Origin of the sequence: Leptotrichia sp. oral taxon 847 (assembly GCF_001553645.1) — a bacterium.
Classification (GTDB): Bacteria; Fusobacteriota; Fusobacteriia; order Fusobacteriales; family Leptotrichiaceae; genus Leptotrichia.
This window is the reverse complement of record NZ_CP014231.1, coordinates 1,078,207-1,102,559: the sequence shown is the minus strand read 5'-3', so window position 1 is coordinate 1,102,559 and position 24,353 is coordinate 1,078,207. Positions and strand designations below refer to the sequence as shown.

14 protein-coding genes, 1 tRNA gene, 2 rRNA genes and 2 pseudogenes are annotated in these 24,353 nt (G+C 32.3%); all 19 read left to right on the top strand.

Annotation, left to right across the window (positions count from 1 at the left end; translation table 11 throughout):
- The first annotated feature begins 3 nt into the window (after positions 1–3).
- Positions 4–2,908, top strand: a 23S ribosomal RNA gene (locus tag AXF11_RS05090).
- A 59-nt stretch (positions 2,909–2,967) separates the two neighbouring features.
- Positions 2,968–3,081, top strand: a 5S ribosomal RNA gene (rrf, locus tag AXF11_RS05085).
- Positions 3,082–3,095: 14 nt separating this feature from the next.
- Positions 3,096–3,172, top strand: a tRNA-Asn gene (locus AXF11_RS05080).
- Positions 3,173–3,200: 28 nt separating this feature from the next.
- Positions 3,201–3,962, top strand: coding sequence for a site-2 protease family protein (locus AXF11_RS05075; RefSeq protein WP_068155525.1), 762 nt, complete (start codon positions 3,201–3,203; stop codon positions 3,960–3,962).
- Positions 3,963–4,388: 426 nt separating this feature from the next.
- Positions 4,389–5,714: a ribosome biogenesis GTPase Der gene (gene der, locus AXF11_RS05070; protein ID WP_068155524.1), complete on the top strand. Its 1,326-nt coding sequence runs from the start codon at positions 4,389–4,391 to the stop codon at positions 5,712–5,714.
- A 21-nt stretch (positions 5,715–5,735) separates the two neighbouring features.
- Positions 5,736–6,848 (top strand): AI-2E family transporter, encoded by a 1,113-nt coding sequence (locus tag AXF11_RS05065; protein WP_068155522.1) that lies wholly within the window; start codon positions 5,736–5,738, stop codon positions 6,846–6,848.
- Between the two features lie 14 nt (positions 6,849–6,862).
- On the top strand, positions 6,863–8,293 hold the full coding sequence (gene cysS / locus AXF11_RS05060) for a cysteine--tRNA ligase (protein WP_068155521.1): 1,431 nt from the start codon (positions 6,863–6,865) through the stop codon (positions 8,291–8,293).
- A gap of 14 nt (positions 8,294–8,307) precedes the next feature.
- A complete protein-coding gene (locus tag AXF11_RS05055; protein ID WP_231724777.1) occupies positions 8,308–8,796 on the top strand; it encodes a MarR family winged helix-turn-helix transcriptional regulator in 489 nt (162 codons plus the stop codon).
- 75 nt (positions 8,797–8,871) lie between these two features.
- Positions 8,872–12,563 (top strand): annotated as a pseudogene (locus tag AXF11_RS11075) (LptA/OstA family protein).
- Between the two features lie 145 nt (positions 12,564–12,708).
- Positions 12,709–12,972 carry a preprotein translocase subunit YajC gene (gene yajC, locus AXF11_RS05045; RefSeq protein ID WP_068155517.1) on the top strand — a complete coding sequence of 88 codons (264 nt, stop codon included), beginning with the start codon at positions 12,709–12,711 and terminating at the stop codon, positions 12,970–12,972.
- 33 nt (positions 12,973–13,005) lie between these two features.
- A complete protein-coding gene (locus AXF11_RS05040) occupies positions 13,006–14,172 on the top strand; it encodes an N-acetylmuramoyl-L-alanine amidase (protein WP_068155515.1) in 1,167 nt (388 codons plus the stop codon).
- A 28-nt stretch (positions 14,173–14,200) separates the two neighbouring features.
- Entirely contained in the window at positions 14,201–14,731 is a 531-nt protein-coding gene (locus AXF11_RS05035) for a GerMN domain-containing protein (RefSeq protein ID WP_068155513.1), read from the top strand.
- 87 nt (positions 14,732–14,818) lie between these two features.
- Positions 14,819–17,116, top strand: coding sequence for a ribonuclease R (rnr, locus tag AXF11_RS05030; RefSeq protein ID WP_068155511.1), 2,298 nt, complete (start codon positions 14,819–14,821; stop codon positions 17,114–17,116).
- Positions 17,117–17,263: 147 nt separating this feature from the next.
- Positions 17,264–17,809 (top strand): hypothetical protein, encoded by a 546-nt coding sequence (locus AXF11_RS05025; protein WP_068155509.1) that lies wholly within the window; start codon positions 17,264–17,266, stop codon positions 17,807–17,809.
- A 12-nt stretch (positions 17,810–17,821) separates the two neighbouring features.
- A pseudogene (locus AXF11_RS05020) lies at positions 17,822–17,983 on the top strand (SsrA-binding protein); the annotation flags it as partial.
- A 582-nt stretch (positions 17,984–18,565) separates the two neighbouring features.
- Positions 18,566–19,813 carry an RNA-guided endonuclease InsQ/TnpB family protein gene (locus AXF11_RS05015; protein ID WP_068155507.1) on the top strand — a complete coding sequence of 416 codons (1,248 nt, stop codon included), beginning with the start codon at positions 18,566–18,568 and terminating at the stop codon, positions 19,811–19,813.
- Between the two features lie 80 nt (positions 19,814–19,893).
- A complete protein-coding gene (locus AXF11_RS05010) occupies positions 19,894–20,178 on the top strand; it encodes an SsrA-binding protein (RefSeq protein ID WP_197416852.1) in 285 nt (94 codons plus the stop codon).
- 9 nt (positions 20,179–20,187) lie between these two features.
- Positions 20,188–22,383, top strand: a complete 2,196-nt coding sequence (locus AXF11_RS05005) for a Tex family protein (protein WP_197416851.1) — start codon at positions 20,188–20,190, stop codon at positions 22,381–22,383.
- Between the two features lie 385 nt (positions 22,384–22,768).
- Positions 22,769–24,328, top strand: a complete 1,560-nt coding sequence (locus AXF11_RS05000) for an L-lactate permease (protein WP_068155503.1) — start codon at positions 22,769–22,771, stop codon at positions 24,326–24,328.
- Positions 24,329–24,353 lie beyond the last annotated feature (25 nt).

Below are 24,353 nucleotides of genomic sequence, written 5' to 3'. Positions count from 1 at the left end.
TAAAAAAAAGCTAATTAAGAGCACACGGAGGATGCCTAGGTAATAACAGCCGATGAAGGACGCGATAAGCTGCGATAAGTCAGGTCGAGATGCACATAATCAATGACACCTGAATTTCCGAATGGGGTAACCTGCATACTCAGATGGTATGCGCGAAAGCGGTAAGCCTGTGAACTGAAACATCTAAGTAACAGGAGGAAAAGAAAGTAAAAACGATTCCCTCAGTAGCGGCGAGCGAACGGGGATAAGCCTAAACCGTACCGGTGCCAAGCTGGCAGCGTTGCCGGTACGGGGTCGTGGGATTTCATACGACTTATGCCATAATGTCTAAGTAGCATAGCAGTAAGAAGAATCAGATGGGAAGCTGAACCATAGAAGGTGATAGTCCTGTATGTCGTATATGCTGTGCTATGATTTGAAACTCCCGAGTAGCGTCAAGCACGAGGAATTTGGCGTGAATCTGCGTGGACCATATCACGTAAGGCTAAATACTGTTATTGACCGATAGTGAAGAGTACCGTGAGGGAAAGGTGAAAAGAACCCTGTGCAAGGGAGTGAAATAGAATTTGAAACCGTGTGCTTACAAACGGTAGGAGCACTTTATGTGTGACTGCGTGGATTTTGGTTAATCATCCTGCGAGTTATGATCAGTGGCAAGGTTAATTAATGAAGCCGAAGGGAAACCAAGTCTTAACAGGGCGACATAGTCGCTGGTCATAGACGCGAAACCTAGTGATCTAGGCCTGTCCAGGCTGAAGCTGAGGTAAGACTCAGTGGAGGGCCGAACTCACCGCCGTTGAAAAGTTGGGAGATGAGATAGGTCTAGGGGTGAAAAGCCAATCGAACTAGGAAATAGCCCGTTCTCTCCGAAATGCATTTAGGTGCAGCCTGAATTTTAGATATGTGGGGGTAGAGCACTGTATGATCTAGGGGGCATATTGCTTACCGAAATCAAGCAAACTACGAATACCATTTATTACTGATTCGGAGTGAGTCCATGGATGATAAGGTCCATGGACAAAAGGGAAACAGCCCAGACCACCAGCTAAGGTCCCTAATTATGTCTAAGTGGGAAAGGAGGTGGATATTCACAGACAACCAGGAGGTTGGCTTAGAAGCAGCCACTCCTTAAAAGAGTGCGTAATAGCTCACTGGTCGAGAGTATCTGCGCCGAAGATGTAACGGGGCTAAAGACATAAACCGAAGCTGTGGAAGCGGCATAGCCGCTTGGTAGGAGAGCGTTCTGTAGGTCTACGAAGGCTGGCCGTAAGGCCTGCTGGAGACATCAGAAGTGAGAATGCAGGAATGAGTAGCGAGAAGGAGGGCGAGAATCCCTCCGGCCGGAAGTCCAAGGTTTCCGGGGGAAGGTTCGTCCGCCCCGGGGAAGTCGGGACCTAAGCGTAAGCAGAGATGTGATCGCGAATGGTAAATAGGTTAATATTCCTATACCACTGTCAGTCGTCTGAGTGACGGAGTGACGCAGTAAGGTATGTGAGAAGGCTGTCGGAATAGCCTTTCTAAAGACCTAGCCTGGGCACGCAGGTAAATCCGCGTGCCTATAGGTGAGACCCTACGGGTAAGTGCTTTTGCATAAGTCACAAATCCTACACTGCCTAGAAAAACTTCTAACAAGACTCGTCAGTGCCCGTACCCTAAACCGACACAGGTGGACAGAGTGAGAAACTTAAGGCCGACAGGATAACTCTAGCTAAGGAACTCTGCAAAATAGCCCCGTAACTTCGGGAGAAGGGGTGCCTGATATACTTAAGAGGAGAAACACCTCAAGGGGAAACAGGCCGCAGTGAAGAGTCTCAAGCAACTGTTTACCAAAAACACAGGTCTATGCTAAGCTGTAAGGCGACGTATATGGGCTGACACCTGCCCAGTGCCGGAAGGTTAAGAGGAGGAGTGAGAGCTCCAATTTGAAGCCCCGGTGAACGGCGGCCGTAACTATAACGGTCCTAAGGTAGCGAAATTCCTTGTCGGGTAAGTTCCGACCTGCACGAATGGTGAAATGATTTGAGAGCTGTCTTGGCTGGAGACCTGGTGAAGTTGTAATGTCGGTGAAGATACCGACTACCTGCAGTAGGACGGAAAGACCCCGTGGAGCTTTACTGTAGCTTGGCATTGGGTTTTGACAATGTGTGTATAGGATAGTTGGGAGACTTCGAAGTTAAGGCGTCAGTCTTTTCTGAGTCACTGTTGGAATACCAACCATATGTTGTCGGAATTCTAATCCTTTACCGGAGACAGTGCTAGGTGGGCAGTTTGACTGGGGCGGTCGCCTCCAAAAGAGTAACGGAGGCGTTCAAAGGTTCCCTCAGGCTGGATGGAAATCAGCCTTCGAGTGCAAACGCATAAGGGAGCTTGACTGCAAGACCGACGGGTCGAGCAGGTACGAAAGTAGGAGTTAGTGATCCGGCGGTCCCTGATGGAAGGGCCGTCGCTCAACGGATAAAAGCTACCCCGGGGATAACAGGCTGATACTTCCCAAGAGTCCATATCGACGGAAGTGTTTGGCACCTCGATGTCGGCTCGTCTCATCCTGGGGCTGGAGAAGGTCCCAAGGGTTGGGCTGTTCGCCCATTAAAGAGGCACGCGAGCTGGGTTCAGAACGTCGTGAGACAGTTCGGTCCCTATCCACTGCAGGCGCTGGAATACTGAAAAGTTCTGTCCTTAGTACGAGAGGACCGGGATGGACAAACCTCTGATGTATCAGTTGTCACGCCAGTGGCACGGCTGAGTAGTCACGTTTGGTTAGGATAATCGCTGAAAGCATCTAAGCGAGAAACCCCCTTTAAGATGAGTATTCCCAGTATCCACATAGACTATGTGGTCGATAGGCTGGAGATGTAAGCGCAGCAATGCGTTCAGTTGACCAGTACTAATATTACTTAAGCTTTTTTGTCTTTTACTTAGCCTACTATTTATTTCTCATTGCCTTTTTTCAATACCCTTTATATTCTGTTTGGTGACTATTGCAACAGGGATACACCCGGTCTACATTTCGAACCCGGAAGTTAAGTCTGTTTACGCCTACGATACTTAGTGTTCACTAGGAAAAATAGGTAATCGCCAAACTTTTTCTTTTCTGCGTCTCCGTAGCTCAGCTGGTTAGAGCATCTGACTGTTAATCAGAGGGCCGTTGGTTCAAGTCCAACCGGGGACGCCACTTTTTTTTATTTCTGGAGCGGTTTTTTATGAATATGAGAGAATTCTTCGATAAATTTTTATCTTTTTGGAATAGAAATTTTAAATTTAGAATAGGAATATTTTTGTTAGTGACTATCCTTCTTATTTTTAAATTTTTTGAAAATCTTGAAATGTCGATGAATATAATAATCATTTTTGTGGTTTATATATTTTCAATGACTTTTCATGAAATTGCACATGGGTATGTTGCATATTGTTTTGGCGATGATACGGCAAAAAATATGGGGAGAATAACTTTAAATCCATTAAAGCATGTTGATTTACTGGGTATTATTTTTCCTGCTGTTATATTTCTTTGTGGATTTAAGTTTTTAATTGGATGGGCTAAGCCTGTACCTGTGAATTTTTCAAAATTGACTCCTCAAAAAAAGGGGATTTTTTGTGTTTGTATTGCCGGAGTTACGGTGAATTTTATTTTTGCAGCAATTTCGCTGATTGTGCTTAGAATTATTGGACATAGACTTGGAATAAATAATATTGTTGTGGAAATCTTTATTTATCTCTATTTGATTAATCTTTTACTTGGAATTTTTAATTTGATACCGATAACTCCTTTAGACGGCGGAAGAATTGTTTATTTCTTTTCTTCTGAAAAAATTAGAAGAGTTTACGGTTATATTGAAAAATATGGAGTTGTGATAATAATATTAATAGTGTATTTGGCAAATAAATACTTTTCTGGTGGCATTTTATCAGTATTTGATTTTTTTCTTAAATTGGCAGGAATTGATTTAAGTTTAGATATTTAGTGTATTTTTTGAAATAGAAAAGTTTTAGATTTTTAACAAAAAGATAGCAAGAAGTCGTAGGCTTTTTATAAGTGGGAGATGAATTGCATGTTTGATTGACATTTATAGCAAAATGTATTACACTAAAAATATATCAGGGTAGGAACTACCCGAAGAGCTTGGTAAATATATTTGGCTAGTCATACGCAGATACTTCCCAAGAAGCTCCCAATTCTACAAGTGGGAGTAGTTCACTGGATGTGGAAGAAAAAAGACTGTCTCATAAAGATAATTCTATGAAGCAGTTTTTTTATTTACAAAAAAGTTTACCCTCTTGCGAAAAAAGACTAATAAAAAAGTGAAAAATATGTTAGAATAAGAGAGTATGAATTGAATATACAAATAAAAGATTAGAAATGATATTATAAAAATGAAAATGGAGGTAAAATGAGACATACTGTAGCGATTGTTGGTAGACCGAATGTGGGGAAATCAACATTGTTTAATAAACTGGTCGGAGATAGGCTGTCAATAGTGAAAGATGAACCTGGAGTTACTCGTGACAGACTTTATCGTGAGATGGAGTGGTTGGGACAAAAATTTATACTTGTGGATACAGGTGGTCTTGAACCTAGAACAGAAGATTTCATGATGAGTAAAATTAAAAAGCAGGCACAAGTTGCAATTGATGAAGCGGATGTAATTATATTTTTGGTGGATGGAAAAGCTGGAATTACTGGGCTTGATGAGGATGTGGCAACTGTTCTTCGTAAACAAGGTAAAAAAGTTATTGTGGCTGTCAATAAAATTGACAACTATATAAAGGAGAAGGAAAATATTTTTGAATTTTATGGGCTTGGATTTGAAGAAGTTATCGGGATTTCAGGGGAGCATAAAACGAATTTGGGGGATTTGTTGGATGCTGTAATTGAAAAATTTGAAGATAAAAATGTTAAAGAAATTTCAGAAGGACTTAGTATTGCGATTCTTGGAAGACCAAATGCGGGAAAATCTTCACTTTTAAATAAACTATTAAATAAAGAGCGTTCGATTGTGAGCGATATTGCTGGAACGACTAGAGATACAATTGACTCGGCTTTAAAATACAATGGAGATATGTATACCCTTATTGATACTGCGGGAATTCGGAGAAAATCTAAAGTGGAGGATGACATCGAATATTACAGTGTGCTTCGTGCGATGAAAGCCATTAAAAGAGCAGATGTTTGTGTACTTATGCTGGATGCAACAGAACTTCTGACGGATCAGGACAAAAGGATTGCAGGAATGATTTATGATGAAAGAAAGCCGATTATTATTACAATTAATAAGTGGGATTTGATTGAGAAAAATGATAATAGTGTAAAAGAGTTTACTGAACTTGTTAAAGCAGATTTGGCGTTTTTGGATTATGCTCCAATTATTACAATTTCAGCACTTACAGGAAAAAGGACACTTAATATTTTGGAACAGGCTAAATTTATAAATGAAGAATATCATAAAAAAGTTACGACTGGAATATTAAATCAGATTTTGGCAGAAATTGTTGCACAAAATCCTGTGCCGACTCGAAAAGGAAGAGCGGTTAAAATTAATTATGCAACACAGATTAGCCAGGCTCCTCCAAAGTTTGTATTTTTCACAAATAATCCCGAGTTAATTCATTTTTCTTATAAGAGATATATTGAAAATAAACTTAGGGAATATTTTGGATTTGAAGGATGTCCGATTGAAATAGTGTTTAACAAAAAGGCTGATAAAACTTTTGGATAAAAAATTTGGAAAGGAAGATAAATGAAATTTTATGATGAAGAAAAAATTTTAAAAATGAAAAATGTGCTAATTGTAGTGACACTTTTGTTTTTATCAATTTTACTTTTTTTTAAGGTTTACGATTATTTTAAAAAGCCAATTAATCTTGCTATAAGCACGATTTTCCCGTTTATTTTGTCGTTTATTATTGTGTATTCACTAATGCCAATCATTGATATGATAAGCAATAAAAAAAATGAAAAAAAAGCGGCTAAAAAGCTCATAAAAAATAGAAATTTGGCAATTTTACTTGTGCTTTCAATATTTTTTGCAATTTTTATATATATTGTTCTTGCATTTATTCCTTTAATTGCAAAGCAGGTTTCGAGTTTAATCGAATTCTTTTTGAAAAATCAGGGAAATTTTCAAAAAAAAGCGTTTAGTTTTATGGAAGCCAACAACATTGATTTAAAAAACGCCATTATAAATTCTAAAGATGTGATCATTAATATAACAGTACAACTTCTAACTTCTAGTTATTCCATTGTAAGTAGTACATTTACACTACTTTTTATGACACCGATTTTTACAATTATGCTTATTTTTAGTTACGACAATATTGAAATTTGGATAGAAAAATTTTTATCTGAGATTGACAGTGAAGGGAAATTGGTTGATTTAGCGAAAAAGATAGATCAGACTATTGGGAAATATATTTTAGTTACAGTGCTTGACAGTATGATTGTTGGAATAGCGTCTTTTATAATTTTTTATTGCTTGAAACTGGATTACAGTGTTTTATTTTCTATAATTATCGGTTTTGGAAATGTGATACCATTTTTAGGACCATTTATCGGACTTATTCCCGTGATATTTTTTGCTGCAACAAAATCATTTAATTTAGTAATTGTCATTGTTGTGATAGTTACAATTGTTCAAACTATTGAAGCTAACATTGTAAAACCTTGGCTTACAGGAAAATCAGTAAAAATGCATCCAATTACGACACTTCTTGTAGTTTTGATTGGTGGAGCGCTCTTTGGAATTGGTGGGGCGTTTATTGGAATACCAATTTATATTGTTATTAAATTGAGTTGGATATTCTATTGGGAAAATTATTTAAAAAAAGAAATAAAAAATGATTTGAAAAATTAGATTTAGGAGGTAAGATGGAATTTTACAACACAATGTCAAACAAAGTGGAAAAATTTGTACCACTTGAAGAAAATAAAGTAAAAATGTACGTCTGCGGACCTACTGTTTATAATTACATACATTTGGGGAATGCTCGTCCGATTGTTGTTTTCGACGTATTGGCTAGATACTTTAAATATAAAAATTATGAAGTTGAGTTTGTACAAAATTTTACGGACATTGACGATAAAATTATAAATAGATCTAACGAAGAAAAACTGCCGTGCGAAGAAATTACTAAAAAATATATAAATGGATTTTTTGAAGATGTGAAAAAGTTAAATATTTTGAGCGAGGTGAAAAGACCAAAAGTTACGGAGAATATTGCTGAAATAATAGAAACTATAAAAAAATTGGTAGATAATGGTTTTGCTTATGAAAAAGATGGAGATGTCTACTTTGAGGTGAAAAAGTATTCTGAGTATGGGAAATTGTCCAATCAGAAAATTGATGAGCTGGAAGCAGGAGCTAGAATTGATATTTCTAAAATAAAAAAAAATCCACTGGATTTTGTCCTTTGGAAAAGTAAAAAGGAAAATGAGCCGTTTTATGAATCACCTTGGGGAAAAGGAAGACCTGGTTGGCATATAGAGTGCAGTACAATGTCGCAAAAATATTTGGGAGATACATTTGATATTCACGGTGGGGGACAGGATTTGATTTTTCCACATCACGAAAATGAAATTGCTCAAAGTAGTTGCGCTTATCACGGAAATTTTGCAAATTATTGGCTGCATAACGGCTTTGTTCAGATCAATGGCGATAAAATGTCCAAATCAAAAGGAAACTTTTTTTTACTGCGTGAAATTTTGGAAAAATTTTCTGGAAATGTGGTGAGACTTTTTATGGTGAGCACTCATTACAGAAAGCCGATTAATTTTTCTTTCGAAGCACTAAAAGATACAAAAAAAACTTTGCAAAATATGGTAAATGCGATGAAAAAATTTGAAGATGCAGTAAATTTGACGAAAGAAAGTTTATCTGAAAATGAAAATTCTTTTGAAAAAATTAAAGAGTTTGACGAAAAATTTGTTTTGGCGATGGATGAAGATATGAATACGCCACAAGCATTGGCTACAATTTTTGAGCAAATTAAATATACAAATAAACTTCTTACTAAATTTGAGAACGGAAAAGATGTTATTTGTGAAATAAAAAGTTCATATGAATCGCTAAAAAATAAAATTGAAAATGTACTCGGAATAAAATTGGAAAACGAAAAAAAATGCGAGAAATGCAGTGAATTAACTGATAAATTGATTGACTTACTTTTGGAAGTGAGAAAAGACGCAAGAATTGAGAAAAATTTTAAACTATCTGACAAGATTAGAGATAATTTGAAAGATTTGGGAATAGAAATTAAAGATGCACTAGATGGAAGTACAAGTTATAATTTTAAAGAATGAAAAGGAGTGATATGATGAACAGTAATAAAATTGAAAAAGAAATAAGCGAGTATTTATATTTTACAATTTCAAAAATGTTTAGAATGATAAATAAGATTGCAGAAGAAGCATTTGAAAAAATAGACATTTGTCCGACTCACGCTTTTTTAATGATGCTATTAAAAGAAGAAAAAAATGGACTTTCGGTGAACCAAATTTCATCTTCTCTTGCGATAGCTCCGTCAACAGTTACAAGATTTGTGGATAAATTGGTGTCAAAAGGATATGTCGTGCGGGAAAAAATGGGGAAAAACTCTTTTACAAAAATAACTGAAAAAGGGTTAAGCGAAATTGATGAAATTTATGAAGCTTGGCATGGAATTACTGAAAAAATTGAAGAGCTGATAGGAGATAAAACTTATTTGGAGCGAACAAAAAAATCTTTTAAAGAGTTTGTGGAAATTTTAGGAAAAGATAAAAAATATGATAAAGTTTCTGAAGAATTTGACTTTTGGATTATTTAAAAAAATGTGATATAATAATTCTAAAAATACAGAAAATTTATTAAAAATAAAAACTTTAAAAAGGTTGAAAAAATTATGAGAAGACTAAAATATAAAGTGCTGTTTGTTTTTCTATTTTATATTATATTTTTTGAAAATTTACGTGCAGAAATGGTAGAATTAGAAACAGAGAGTTCAAAAATAAATTTAGACACCGAAGAAATAAATACACAAGGAAACGTTACTGTTAAATATAAAGATATAAAAATAAAAGCGGACAACTTAAAAAAACTTCCAAATAAAAATATTATTATGGGTTCGGGAGATGTGGAATTTAATCAAGGTTCACAAAAAGTCAAAGCTGATAACCTCATTTTTGATATGGATACAAAGTTAGCCAAAATTTATAACTCTGAAAGTTATGATACCAATATGAAGCTCAGATATGGTGGCGAGGAAACTTTGAGTGAGGGAAATAAAAAAGTAACAGTAAAAAATGGATGGTTTACAACAAGTCCTTATGAAAAACCAAATTATAAAATTGAAGCTAGTGAACTTGAAATTTATCCAAATAGAAAAGCGATTGCAAGGGATATAAAAGTTATTGCTGGTGGAAAAACTTGGTTAAAATTACCGTATTATGTAACTTCACTAAAACCTGCAAGCCAAAGAGCAACACTTTTTCCATATGTCGGGATGGACAGCGACAGGGGACTTTTTGGAATAATGGGATTTGACTACGATTTAGGACCGCTTGCACAGGGATTTGTCGATTTTGAGTTAAGTACAAAACAAAAATTGGCACTAAAATTTTCCAATGACTATTCATTTTGGGGAAATAATTCAGGAAATATTTTGGTTAATAGATTTGTTGTTCCCATTGGAAATCATAAAGAAGAGTGGGATTTTCGTGTGAATCACAAAGTTAAAAATGTCCCGAAAAAAGCAAAGGAAGACAGAAAATTTTATGATGCTGGATATGGAATCTGGAACATTAATTATCAAAATATTACGACGAATTTGATGTACGCAGTTGATGGGTCGAAGTTAAAAGATGATTATACAGCGTTTGTGAATAAATATAAGCACATTGGATTTTGGGATGCGAATATAAATCAGGAATTGGGACAAAATGGGGAATTGAATGTAAAATATTATTGGACTCAAGATAAAAAGGCATTAAAGGCATTGACTGACATAAATGATAAAATTATGAAAGATGATAGTCTTGATCCGAGAAGAACCGATGTTGATTTGTACAAAAGCATAAAATACACAAATGGGAATAAGGATGTAGAAATCACGGTTGATAATGAGGATTTTCGTGATATCAATCCCGGTTATGTCGGAGATTTGAATTCTTATAGAAAAAAAGAAGTTATGGTCTTAATTTTAGAGGACCTAAAATAAAATTTGATTATTTGGATTCAAATAAAGATGAGTACGGAGAATTGCTTGGAATGAGAGACCGTAGTGATGATAAGACAATTCACTGGGTTCAAAAGACAGCTTATGACAAAAGGCAAGAATGGGGATTAACTTTCGGAAATTATTATCCATTCAAAAAATATGAATTTTTTGGATATGAGCCGAGAACTGGATATCAGAATTTTTCAAATAATTTGTATTTTGGCGCACAAGTAAAACAAGTTGACGTACAAAAAAAAGAATACGAATATGATTATACAAGAGATAATGAAAATTACAACAGTTTATTTTTAAATAGCTCAACGAAAGATGAGAGCAGAATTTATAAAGTTTATGAAGATAATGAAACAATTAGAAGAGCTAAAAAAATTATTTATGAAAAATATAGAAGTCAAAAATTTAATGTTGGAAATGACAGAATTGACTTGCCGCTAAAAGATTCATTTGTCGGATTTAATGTGGGATTTGAAAATCGTGATTACAACAGTGTGGCAGTTCCAAAGTTTAGAAAAGGGAGAAAGGTGGAAGACCTAAATTCTACAACTGGATATGAAGTTGCAACTGATGCAAGTGGAAATACGATAAGACAAAAACCTTCAATGAATATTTTTACAATGGACACAAGATTATTTACGACACTTTTTGATAACACGTACAAAAAAAATAACAAATATGATGTAAAGGTGACAAATGATGCAACATTTACAGTTCAAAGAACAGATGCTGACAGTGCAATGTATGGGGGATACGACATTGTAGAAATTCCAACAAATGCTACAGGATTTGGTAATAATTTTATTTATCAAATTGGAAATGTTACATTTAACTACAATTTAAACTTAAGAAATGATAGACATTTTCGGGATAACTGGTTAAAAAATAGATATGTAAGAAATTATTTTAAAGCGGATATAGCTGGAAAGAGATTTGTAAGTTTTGATTTAGAAAGTAACGATGAATACGAATTTAAACATTTTAAATCTCAAAGAGATTTTAACAGAGAATTTCAATATGGATTTTTGTCAAACAATGGAGATAATTTCTTATATAAATTTTCAGAAAAGAACAAAAAGTTGTTTCCATTAAATACGAGTCTTGGATGGAATCAGAAAATATATAAAGAATCATTAAAAGACAGAACTTTTGGAATAAATTTTAACGAATGGGGATTTGAATATTCAAACTTAGTATTAAAAGCAAATGATATTTTTGGAAATACAGCAACATTTGGTTCTCCTGCACTAAAATTAAAAACGAATTACCACAGATTGGGATTTGTGTATGATACAAAAAAAATGAAAGATAAGAAATTTGAATCGGATCATTATTTTAGAGTAAATTTCGGATTTGGGAAAAAAACTTATAGAGATTTAAAAAATACGCCTACAAATGTTTCTGATGATAGATATATTCGTGGAAATGACTATACGACAATCGGTTTTTTATATAGATATGAAAATGATGCAAAACCAAGATATTTAGCGGATGTAGAAGCTGAAAAAGAAGAAGCTGAAAAAATAGATTTGGGAAATCTTGATACAAAAAATTTAGAAAATGAAATACAAAATTCAAATACAGTAAAAGATTCAAATACACAAAATTTTTCTATTGAAGATACAAATAAAAATATAGTTGATAAAATTGTAGTAAAGGATGACAATAGATTATTTTTAAGTAGCGAAGAAGAAGAAGCATATAAAAGCTATGTCGAAGAAGAAAATTATCGTCAAAATAAATTTAGTTTAAATGATTTTAATAAAAAATTACAAAGTTTGAGAAGTCAAAAAAAATACTTTCAAATAGGTATGGATATGCAAATAGATGGTTCTGACGCAACGAATCCAAGTGGAATGAAAGGATTTGACAAAATAAATGATCTAAGTTTTAAAGTTGAAGCGGGATATTTGGAGAAATTTTTTGTCAGATACGCATTTGTAATGGAAAGACCTGATAGAATTTATAGAAATGATCCTTCTCGTAACAGCACTTTCGATTTTAGAAGACATGAATTTGAATCAAAATACATGTTTTCAAAAGATCCAGATAAACCGTGGTGGATCGGTGGAAAATTACAATATGTTCAAAATGGAGCATCAAAAGCGTCTGATCCAGAAATATATGAAAGTTCCTGGTATGCCAAAAAAGTAAATAAATTAACACTGGGAATGGCAACATTAAGCCACAGTTTCGAAAACGTCGAATGGGAAATAGGTGCAGGAATGAAATGGGACAAACCAAATAACAAAAAGTTAGGTTATTATCCAGTTATTTCATTGAAATTTGGAATAACACCGTTCCCAGAAAAGAATATTCAATTCAACTATTCTGGAAAAGGTGTAGAATTTGGAGCAGGGTTATAATAAGAAAAAAGAATTATTTGATAAAAATAGTTCTTTTTTTTTAGGGATATCATATATAATCAAGTATAACAAAAAAATATAAAATTGAAACATATAAGAATTTGTGGTATAATTAAAAATATCTTAGATTAAGGAGAAAACGAAAATGAAAAACACAACTGTTGTAATAATATTTTACATAATTTTATTGGTACTTATATTTTTACCAACATATCTTGCAAATAAAAAAAGAAAACAACAACAAAAAGAAATGATTGACAATTTTAAAGTTGGGGATAAAGTAATTACTTCTGGAGGAATTTTAGGAACAATTACGAATGTCTTAAGCGAAACTGTCGAAATCAAAGTTGATAAAAATGCAAAATTAACAGTTTTGAAAACATCTATTTCAAGTGTAGAAAAAAAATAATTTTTTAGAAAGGATAAGTTTTAAGGAGGAAAAATGAAAAAAATATTAGTATTTTTATTATTTTTAGTAGGTTCTGTCATATTTGCAGAAAATTTAGAAAGTATAAATTACGGTAATGGAACATTTAAAGGTGTGTTCAGAGAAAATAAAAAGATGATGCCGGGAACAGTTGTTACAAAAGTTGGAAATGACAATGTTCTAGTTTTAAGTTTTTGGAATACTTCAAAATCTGGAAGAATTCCACAGACTACTTCTGTAAACGATCAGTATATAAGTAAAATTCAAGTATATGAAAGTAATTCTTCAACTTCATTGATGTTTTATTTAAAACCATCGACAAAATATCAAATAGTTACAAGAAACAAAGAAGTTGAAGTAACATTTAATAATGGAGATGGAAATCCTGCGGTATCGACAACACGTGGACCAAATACAGTTACAAGTATAGGAAGTTCAAGACAGCAATCAGGTTACTCACGACCAAATAATAACACAAGTACTTATACACAGCCACAGCAATCGACAGGTCCAAGATATTCCACTTCAGGAAATAAAAAATATACTATTGTTGTAGATCCAGGACATGGTGGACATGATTCAGGTGCAAGAGGAAATGGATATAATGAAAAAGATATAGCATTACAAGTAGCAACAAGATTGGCTAACAATTTAAGACGGGATTATAATGTTATAATGACAAGAGATTCAGATTTCTTTGTACCATTAGATACAAGAGCTAAAATTGGAAATGATGCAAATGCAGATTTCTTTATAAGTATTCACTTAAATTCAGGTTCAAGCTCATCGGCAAATGGAACAGAAGTATTTTACTTTAGTAAAAAAGATGAAGGAAGTTATGCTGCAAGAGTTGCACAGATTGAAAATAGAGTGGATTCAAGCTATGGAGATACGCCATTTTCAGATTTAGTCGTAAAAGATATATTTTATAGAACAAATCAGAAAAAAAGTCAAGCTATTGCAACAACTGTGTTAGATAATCTTATAAACACTATTGGACTTAGAAGAAGAGGAGTTTTTGGAGCAAATTTTGCAGTGCTTCGGGGAAGTAATTCGCCTTCAATTTTGGTGGAATTAGGATTTATGAATAACTACGGTGACTTATCACAGTATTTAACACCTGAAGGTCAAGAAAGAGCAGCACAAGCTATTGCTAATGGAATTAGACAATATTTTAAATAATTAGGTTTACGAATATTTGGAGAAAATTATGGCAGAAGAAATTAAGAAAAAAAAAGGTTTTTTTAGAAAAAATGGTTGGGTGATAATACTTGTGTTGGTAACAGCTGGAGTTGTAGCTACGAGTTTTTATGATAAAGATCACAAAGACACGATAGAAGTTACTGTGGATAAAGGTTCGGAAGAGGAGAGAATCCAAAATAACGCAGAAAATTATCAGACAATTACTATTTTTGTGTATGATAGAAATAGTAAGACTGTAAATGAAAAGGAAGTGACAATTCCTAGACAGTTGAATTTAGTCGAAGGAGATTTTATTAATGAAATTATAAAAAATTCAGATTTTATTAATGAAAATATGAAATTTAGAAGCGCTTATAATTTGAGAATAAATAATGTTAATACAACAGTTGTCAAGTTAAATGGAGAGTTTCTAAATTTGAAAAAAAATCCTGAATTATTTAATGGTTTTTCTCAGGCGGTGTCGAATACAATTTTGAAAAATTTTTCAAATATTCAAAGTGTTGTAATTCAAATAGATGGAGAAACAAATATCGGGTGATAAATAGTTGTCCTAAAATAATTAATGATTTTTTGTTTCATTAATTTTTTGGGACAATTTTTTTAGCAAGAAAAAAGGTGAGAGATTATGAGAGAAAAAAAATATAAAAAGAGGAATCAAAAAAATAAAAAAAACAAAAGTTTTGAAAATAAAAAAGATTTGAAAAAACATGAGGAAGAAAAAATAAAAAAAATTGAAGAAAAGGAAGAAAAAGAGCTAAGATATTTAAAAAAAGTGTTAAAGGATTATGAATTTAATTTTCAGGAAATTTTACAGCTTTTGGAGTGGAGTCCTAAAAAAAGAAAAATTTATAAAACATTATTAAATCACTGGGAAGAAAAGGGCGAAATTTTTTTGAAGAGAAATGGAAAATACACTTTGCCTGAAAAAGAAGGATTTTTGCGGGGAGAAATTTCTATTGGAAATGGGAATTTTGGATTTTTGGACATTTTGGGTGAACATAGCGTTTTTATTCCAGGTGCGTACTTAAATACCGCAATGAACGGTGATACAGTTTTGGTGAGAATTTTGAAAGAAAGTAGCAGTTCTAAAAAAAGAGAGGGCGAAGTTGTAAATGTAATTAAGAGAAACAGAGAGATTATAGTTGGGATTTTTGAGCACAATTTGAGCTTTGGCTTTGTTCGTCCAAAAAATTCTACAAGCGACATCTACATTCCAAAAAAATTTATAAAAGGCGCAAAAACTGGAGATCTGGTTGCTGTAAAAATTGATTTTTGGGGAGATGATACACGAAAACCAGAAGGAGAAATTGTAAGTGTCTTGGGAAATCCGCAAGATACAGAAGTTTTAATTTCGTCGTTGCTTTTGAATGAAGGAATTGAAGAAAAGTTTCCTAATGAAGTTTTAAAAGAACTAGATAAAATTGATGAAGATTTTACAGATGAACTTTCAAATAGAAAAGATTTGCGAAATCTTGACATCATTACGATTGATGGAGTGGATGCAAAAGATTTGGATGACGCCGTGTATGTTGAAAAAAAAGAAGATAGATACAAGCTTATTGTAAGTATTGCCGATGTTTCTCATTATGTTGGCGAAAATACTGCACTTGACAGTGAAGCACTAAAGCGGGGAAATTCGATTTATCTTGTGGACAGAGTGATTCCAATGCTTCCAAGAAAATTGTCAAACAATCTTTGTTCGCTTAATCCAAACGAAGATAAACTAACTTTTTCGGTTGAGATGGAAATCGACTCAAAAGGAAAAGTTATAAAAAATAATTTTTATAAATCAGTTATAAAGTCTAAATATCGAATGACTTACGACGATGTGAATAAAATTTTTGATTATCAAAAAGATGAAAAAATCGAAAAAAACGAAAAGAATGAGAATTTGTCTGAAGAAAAAAAAGAAATATTTTTTGAAAATAAAAAGGTTTTTGAAACATATGAAAAAATTTCAGAAATGCTAAAAAATATGTTGGAACTTTCTAAAATAATTCGTGCGAATAAAAAGAGAAGAGGAAGTATTGATTTTGAACTGCCAGAAATAAAAGTTGTGCTGGATGAAAATAAATTTGTAAAAGATATTAAGCTTCGTTCTCGTGGGGAAGCTGAAAAGTTAATTGAAGATTTTATGGTAATTGCAAATGAAACTGTGGCAGAAAAATTATTTTGGGAAGAAACTCCAGCGATTTACAGGGTTCACGAAGATCCAGACAAGGCTAAAATTCAAGCGTTAAATGAAACGCTTATAAAATTTGGATATTCACTAAAAAATATGGATGAAATTCATCCTGGAAAATTTCAAAATATTATAAATAAAACAACGGGACTACCAGAAGGATATTTGATTCACAAGTTAATTTTACGGGCTATGCAGCGGGCAAGATATGCAAATAAAAATCTTGGGCATTTTGGCCTGGCTTCTAAATATTATTTGCATTTTACTTCGCCAATTAGACGATATTCAGATTTAGTTGTCCACAGGATGCTTGGGCGTTCGATTGAAAGATTTATAAATGAGAGGGAAAAAACAAAATATTTATCTGATTTTGAGGCGATAGCAAGTAATATTTCCAAAACCGAACGAATTGCCGATAAATTGGAAGAAGATAGTGTAAAAATTAAATTAATTGAATATATGCAAGATAAAATTGGTGAAACATTTATAGCTAGACTTAGTGGAATGAATAAAAATAAAATATTTATGGAACTTGAAAATCATATAGAAGTTGTTTATAATATTACAAGTTCACGGGATAATTTTATTTACGATGAAGAAAATTTTAAAATTATAAATAAAAGGACAAATGAGAGCTTTACGATGGGAAATACATTAAAAGTGAGCGTTGTGAGTGCAAGTTACGAAAAGATGGAAATTGAAGTTATTCCGTTTGAAGAAGAAAAAAGCGAAACAAATTGAAAATGAAAATAAAAAGAATTATTTAGTAACTTCATTTTTAAATTTTAAGCTAATTTTTTTAAAAATTGTAAAAAATTATAAAATAGTATTTAAAAAGGATCATACATTGTCCTAAATTAATGTAAATTTATTATGTGAGGAGTTTTTATGAAAAGAAAAATATTAATTTTAATAAGTTTTTGTTTTTTTATGCTTATAAGCTGTGGAAATAAAGAGGAGCAAAAAATCGAAAAAAATTTTGATGACACTATGAAAATTATGAAAACCGGTGATTACAACAAAGTAAAAAAAATGAGCTCAAATCTTAGCGAAGAGGAGTTTTCAATCATTGAGGAAGGATTTAAAAGAATAAAATATAAAATAAAAAAAGTTGAAGTAAATGGTGATAAAGCTCAAATGGACCTTAAAGTAAATTATCCTAATATTACGAGTGTTATGCCAGAGTACTACATTCAAATAAAAGATAAAGCAAAATTTATTGAAAGTAAACAAATGACGGATGAACAAGCAAGACAAGAAATAATAAAATTTACAAAAAGTTTCTTTGCACAAAAATTTAAAGAAAATAAAGTAAATTTTGTGAATGAAAATTTTAAAATAAATTATGTAAAAGATGGAGATAAATGGCTACTTAACGCAAATGAAAATAAAGATTTAATAAAACTATTTTCACTTGGAATAGCAAGTCAATAAAAGGGGGAAGATATGATTTTAGCAAAAAATAAAAAAGCGTATCATGACTATTTTATAGAGGAAAAATTGGAGGCTGGAATCGAGCTTGTGGGAACAGAAGTAAAATCTGTAAAAGCTGGTAAGATAAGTATAAAAGAGAGTTTCGTAAGAATTATAAGAAATGAAGTTTTTATTAAATAATGCAAGAACACTCGCGACTTTTAGTCGTGAGATGAATTGTTTGAGAATTTTAGTAAGCATATAGGGAAACTTGTATGTAGACACAGAAAGAACTGTGCAACAAAGAAACTGAATTGCTGGGAACTCTTAAAGCTAGTATAACTACAACATAGTATCTTCGTTAAAATATGGTACAAGTGTGATAGTGGAGAAATCAGAAAAAATATACTAGATGGTATAAGGTTAAAACCTAAGTATTATGATAATAGACAATCAGCAGCTAAGCCTGAAAAGGAAAGTTCAACGACTATCCCTCGTGAGGGGAGTACAATACAAGCGATTGGTATTGGAAGTGGTTTCGCCTAAGTCCTTGAAATAGGATATGGATAAGATATAGTCTGTGCTTGTTAGAGATAACAAGAAGTTCATAAGAGAACTGCATAAGTAGTAGCGCACTTATGTGAACGACGCTTCCCACTGTTGTGGGGTTTTAAAAACTTTAAAAATATTTAAAAATAAATAAAAAATATTACTTTTTGATAGTTAAAATGTAGAATATATAGTATAATATCTCTGATGAAAAGGAGGTGATTATATATGTATTTAACATTAAAACAACAGGTAAAACATCTTAGTAAAAAGGAGTTTAGAAATTTAAAATATTTATCTCATATAGCCAAGAACTTAACTAATGAAGCTATATATAATGTTAGACAATACTATTTTAATAAGAAAAAGTATTTAAGTTATAATGAAAACTATAAAATGCTTAAAAATAGTGAGAACTATAAGAAGTTAAATTCTAATATGGCTCAACAAATTCTAAAAGAAGCAGACGGAAGTTTTAAATCATTTTTTGGACTTTTAAAACTTGCTAAAAATGGTCAATATGATATTAAAAAAATAAAATTACCTAAATATCTTGCTAAGGATGGTTTTACAACTCTTGTTATAGGATTTGTTAGATTAAAAGATGATATTCTGATAGTTCCTTATTCAAATTCATTTAGAAAGACACATGAGGAAATCGCAATAAAACTACCGCCAATATTAAAAGACAAGAAGATAAAGGAGATTAGAATAATACCTAAACAACATTCTAGGTACTTTGAAATTCAATATACTTATGAAGTAGAAGAAGTTCAAAGGGAATTAAATAAAGAAAATGGACTAGGAATAGATTTAGGTATAGATAATCTTTGTACTTGTGTAACTAATGCTGGAGCTTCATTCCTAATAGACGGTAGAAAATTAAAATCTATTAATCAATACTATAATAAGATAAATGCAAAATTACAAAGTATAAAAGATAAACAAAAGACTGAATGCACAACATTAAGGCAAAAGAGAATAGCTAGAAGGCGAAATAATCGCATAGAAGATTATCTTTCAAAAGCAGCAAGAATAATAATAAATTATTGTCTTAATAATGATATAGGAAAACTAGTTCTAGGATATAATGAGGACTTTCAAAGAAATTCAAATATAGGAAGTATAAATAATCAAAATTTTGTAAATATACCATATAGAAAATTAAGAGATAAATTAATATATCTATGTAAACTATATGGAATAGAATTTAAACTACAAGAAGAAAGTTATACATCAAAAGCAAGTTTCTTTGATGGAGATGAAATTCCAATATATGATAAAGAAAATCTACAAGAATATGTATTCAGTGGAAAAAGGATAAAAAGAGGACTATATCAAACAAAAAAAGGTAAACTCATAAATGCAGATTGTAATGGAGCATTAAACATATTAAGAAAAAGTAAAGTTGTGGACTTAAGCGTCCTATACAATAGAGGTGAGCTGAACACGCCTAAAAGAATAAGGGTAGTGTAAAGCTATCAAACTTCTTAGAAAATTTTTGAATATTTTTAAAGATTTTAGAACCCCATGACGTAAGAAATGGGAGGTTCAGAATGAATATGCACATAACACCTTACGAATTTGGAAATATTAACAATGTGCCAGAGTCAAGAGTGAGAAAATTACTTTTGAGTCGAAGAGAAATCAATAAATGGGAATCCAAGATTAAAGAACAAGGTTACACAATTGTACCACTTTCAGTTTATACAAAAAAAAGGTTAGTAAAGGTGGAAATTGCACTTGCAAAAGGGAAAAAACTTCACGATAAAAGGGAAACTTTGAAAAGAAAAGATATAGATAGAAATTTGAAAAAAATTCAAAAAGATTTTTTGAGATAATTTTATAAAATGAAATTGAAAAATATAAAGGAGATTGTTGTGGATATTTTAAAAAATGTGGCAAATGAACTAAATTTTAATGAGTCACAAGTGGAAAAGACAATAAAACTTTTTGACGAAGGGTCGACTGTGCCGTTTATTGCTCGTTATAGAAAAGAAGTTACGGGAAATTTGGACGAGGAGCAAATTAGAGATGTAATTGAGAAAGTTACTTATTACAGAAATTTGGAAAAGAGAAAAGAAGAAGTTTTAAGACTTATAGAAGAGCAGGGGAAATTGACTGACAAGCTTAAAAACAGCATAACTTGTGCAACAAAACTTCAGGAAGTGGAAGACCTTTATTTGCCTTACAAGAAAAAGAAAAAAACAAAGGCAGATATTGCGAAAGAGCAAGGGCTAGAGCCTTTGACAGAATTTGCATTGCTTTCGACAACTACTTTTGAAGAGTTACAAAAAGAAGCAGAAAAATATTTGAGTGAAGAAGTTGTATCGGTTGAAGATGCGATTAATGGAGTGCATTTAATCATTGCTCAAAATATTTCGGAGGATGTGAAAATAAGGGAATTTTTGAGAAACAAAATTTCAGAATTTGGAATTTTGACTTCAAAAGTTGTAGAAAAAAACAAAGAAAATGATGAAAAAGGGGTTTATCAAGATTACTATGAATATTCGGAGCTTATTAAAAAAGCGGCTTCTAATAGAATTTTGGCGATAAATCGTGGTGAAAAAGAAAAAATATTGAAAGTTGACATTGAAATTGACGAAAAAACTGAAAAATTTATAATGGACTTTATTTTGAATACTTTTGAAAATAAAAATTTAGTTGAATTTTTGAGCGAAGTTATAAAAGATTCGCTGGATAGATTGGCTTATCCGTCGATAAAAAACGAAGTGAGAAATATTTATACTGAAAAAGCTGAGGAAGAAGCGATTAATATTTTTTCTGAAAATTTGGAAAAATTACTATTGCAGCCACCTTTAACTAAAAAAACATTGATGGGCCTTGATCCTGGTTACAGAACAGGTTGTAAATTAGTAATTATTAACAAAGATGGATTTTATGAAACAAATGATGTGCTTTTCCTTGTTGAAGAAATGCACAATTCAAAGCAGCTTGCAACCGCAAAGAAAAAAATCTTGGACTACATTAAAAAATACGATGTTGATATCATTGCAATTGGGAATGGAACCGCTTCTCGTGAAACTGAAAGTTTTGTGGCAGATGTTATAAAGGAAGCATCAAAACCTGTGTCATATTTGATTGTAAGTGAAGCAGGAGCTTCAGTTTATTCAGCTTCAAAAATTGCGATTGAAGAGTTTCCAGATTTGGATGTAACGGCTAGAGGAGCGATTTCGATTGCTAGAAGAATTCAGGATCCGATGGCTGAGCTTGTGAAGATTGATCCAAAATCAATTGGAGTCGGAATGTATCAGCACGATGTGAATCAAAAAAAACTGAATGAAACTTTGGAACAGACGATTGAGCATGTTGTAAATAATGTTGGAGTCAATATTAATACAGCTTCGTGGGCATTACTTAGTTTTGTATCTGGAATTAAGAAAAATGTAGCTAAAAATCTTGTGGATTATAGGCACGAAAATGGAGATTTTAAGGACAGAAAAGAGCTTACGAAAGTAAAAGGCTTGGGAGCAAAGGCTTTTGAGCAGATGGCTGGATTTGTCGTTGTGCCTAGTAGTGAAAATCCTCTGGATAATACGATTATTCACCCTGAGTCGTATCACGTTGCTGAAACTATTTTAAAAGAGGCTGGATGTAAAGCTAGTGATTTGAAGGATAATTTGAAAGAAGTTAGACAAAAATTGAAAAATGTTGATTTGAAAAAAATTATATCTGAAAATGAATTTGGGAATGAAACGGCAAAAGATGTATATGAGGCTCTTTTAAAGGATAGAAGAGATCCGCGTGATGAATTTGAAAAACCTCTTTTGAGATCGGATATTTTGAAGATGGATGATTTGCAAGAGGGAATGGTTCTCGAAGGAACCGTAAGAAATGTGGCGAAATTTGGGGCTTTTGTGGATATTGGGCTAAAAGGGGATGCACTGCTTCATATTTCTGAAATTTCTGATAAATTTGTAAAAGATGCGACAAAAGAGCTGTCGGTGGGGCAGATTATTAAAGTTAAAATATTGTCACTGGATAAAGAACGTGGAAGAGTGGGGCTTACGAGAAAAGGATTATAATAAAATTTAAAAAATATTAAAAAAGTGCAAATATCGTAAAAACAAATTTTTTTAAAAAATATTTGTACTTTTTTGAAAAATTTGATAATATATAAGTGAGAAATTTGGGTTATTAAAAAGTCATAAATATTATTTAAATTAGAAATGTTTAGAAACTTGTGATTTTATTTATATCAAATAGCTAAGTCATTTTTTCAAAAGACTATTATATTAAAAAAGTAATCGTTGTCAAACAAATCTGATAAAATATAACCTAAAAAATTAAAGAATTTTTAAAAAACTAAATTGATTTTAAAAAATAAAATGTTTTAAATGTTTTAATTTTTAAAAGAATTTTTCTTTTTAAACTTTTTTTAAAAAATATAAAGAGAAGGAAGGTTCAGGAATGGAATTTTTAGTTGGATTAGTGCCAGTAGTTGTATTTTTGATATTGCTGACATTTTTAAAGAAATCAGCAATGTTTAGTGCGTATGCCAGTTTAGTAGTGGCAATTATTTTAAATTTTGTTATGCCAGGGTGGAGAATGCCGATTCAAGGGGTTTTCGCTTCAATTATTGAAGGATTTGCGACAGCGTGGATGCCTATCGGATTTGTAGTATTTGCAGCGCTATTTGCTTACGATTTATCAGTAAAAACTGGTAAAATTGAAACAATCAAATCAATGTTAGGAAGCATTTCAACGGATAAAAGAGCTCAAGCATTGATATTAGCTTGGGGATTTGGTGGATTTATAGAAGGTATTGCAGGATATGGGACAGCAGTTGCAATTCCAGCAGCAATCATGGTTTCATTAGGATTTACTCCATTAAATGCAGCATTAATTTGTCTTATTGCAAACTCAACACCAACAGCATTTGGGACAGTTGGATTACCTGTAACAACAATGATTACAAACTTTAATTTGAATCCAGGGGAAACAGCATTTTACACATCATTATTATTGTTAGTATTGACATGTATTATACCATTTATTTTAGTAATAATGGCTAATAAAGAAATTGATGGTGGAAAAAACGCAGCTTTTGGAAGAGGAATTTTACCTGTGGTTATCGCATCAATTATTGGTTACTTAACACAACCATTTATTGCAAAAACAATGGGTGCAGAATTACCGACAATTTTATCAAGTTTATTTGCAATGATTTTGATGATAGTAGCAACTAAAATCTTTATTAAAGAAGATAAAAATGCACAAGCTAATAACAAAGGTCAGGCTGTTACTGGAAAAGATGCGTTTATGGCTTGGATTCCATATATTTTGATGATAATTTTAATCATTGGAACAAGTCCAGTTGTAGAAGCTGTTCATAAAGCACTAGAACCTACAACAACACAATTTAACTTTGCTTTTGGACATGAAGCTGCTTGGTTTAAAGACGGCGGAGATCCGAGGGTAACATTCAAATGGATTTTAGCACCAGCTGCGCCACTATTTGTAGCAACAGTTATTGCAGGATTTATTCAAGGAGTAAAACCAAAAGTTATGGCTGAAACTTTGAAAGAAACGATTCTTAGTAAATTACCTTCAGTTATAGTAATTATGGGAATTGTGGCGTTGTCAGTAGTTATGAAACATAGTGGAATGATAGGAAGTATAGCAAAAGGATTTGCTGCAACAGGTAAATTCTTCCCATTTATTTCGCCATTCCTAGGAACAATCGGTACATTTGTAACAGGAAGTGACTTAGCTTCTAACTTGTTATTCGGAGGAGTTCAAGTAAAATTAGGAGGAAATGATGCGTTAAAAGCGTTGTATATTGCCGCTGGTACAGGTGGAGCGACAGGAGGAAAGATGATTTCTCCACAAAATATTGCAATTGCCGCTTCAACAGTTGGATTAATGGGTAAAGAAGGAGATATGCTTAAATTTACTGTCAAATATTCAATAGCTTATGCAGCTGTTTTAGGTATTTTAACATTCATTGGAGCAGGAATGCTTCATTAAAAATTTAAAACTAAAAATTATGAAG